Origin of the sequence: Streptococcus sp. HMSC077D04 (assembly GCF_001808785.1) — a bacterium.
Lineage (GTDB): Bacteria > Bacillota > Bacilli > Lactobacillales > Streptococcaceae > Streptococcus > Streptococcus mitis_BX.
In genome coordinates this window covers 1-305 of the sequence record NZ_KV794525.1, presented here as the reverse complement: position 1 = coordinate 305, position 305 = coordinate 1, and the positions used below count along the sequence as shown (strand labels likewise).

The following is a 305-nucleotide window of genomic DNA, read 5'->3' as shown; positions in this document are numbered from 1 at the left end:
AAACTATCACGATTAAAGCGTTGGAGTTCTTCCAATTGTTTCTCTAGACCACTTATTGATTGCTCTGCTTCTTTAACGGTATACTTATTTTCAGAATGTGTTTTAATCTCTCGTAGTTCATTAAGTTTATCCTCGATATAATTCATCTGTCTTTCTTTACTGACAGGGATCTTTTCAAATTGAGAATCCCCAATGACAATGGCATCGTAATCTCCTGTAATAATACGTGATACAAATTGTTTTCTTCTCGCCTTCACAAAATCTTTCTTAGTGGTCACAAAGACCTTTTTAGTAGGGAAAAATTT

The 305-nt window shown here is 33.8% G+C and carries 1 pseudogene; it reads right to left on the bottom strand.

Features of this window, described 5'->3' with window-relative positions:
* Positions 1-305 (bottom strand): annotated as a pseudogene (locus tag HMPREF2701_RS03530) (helicase); the annotation flags it as partial.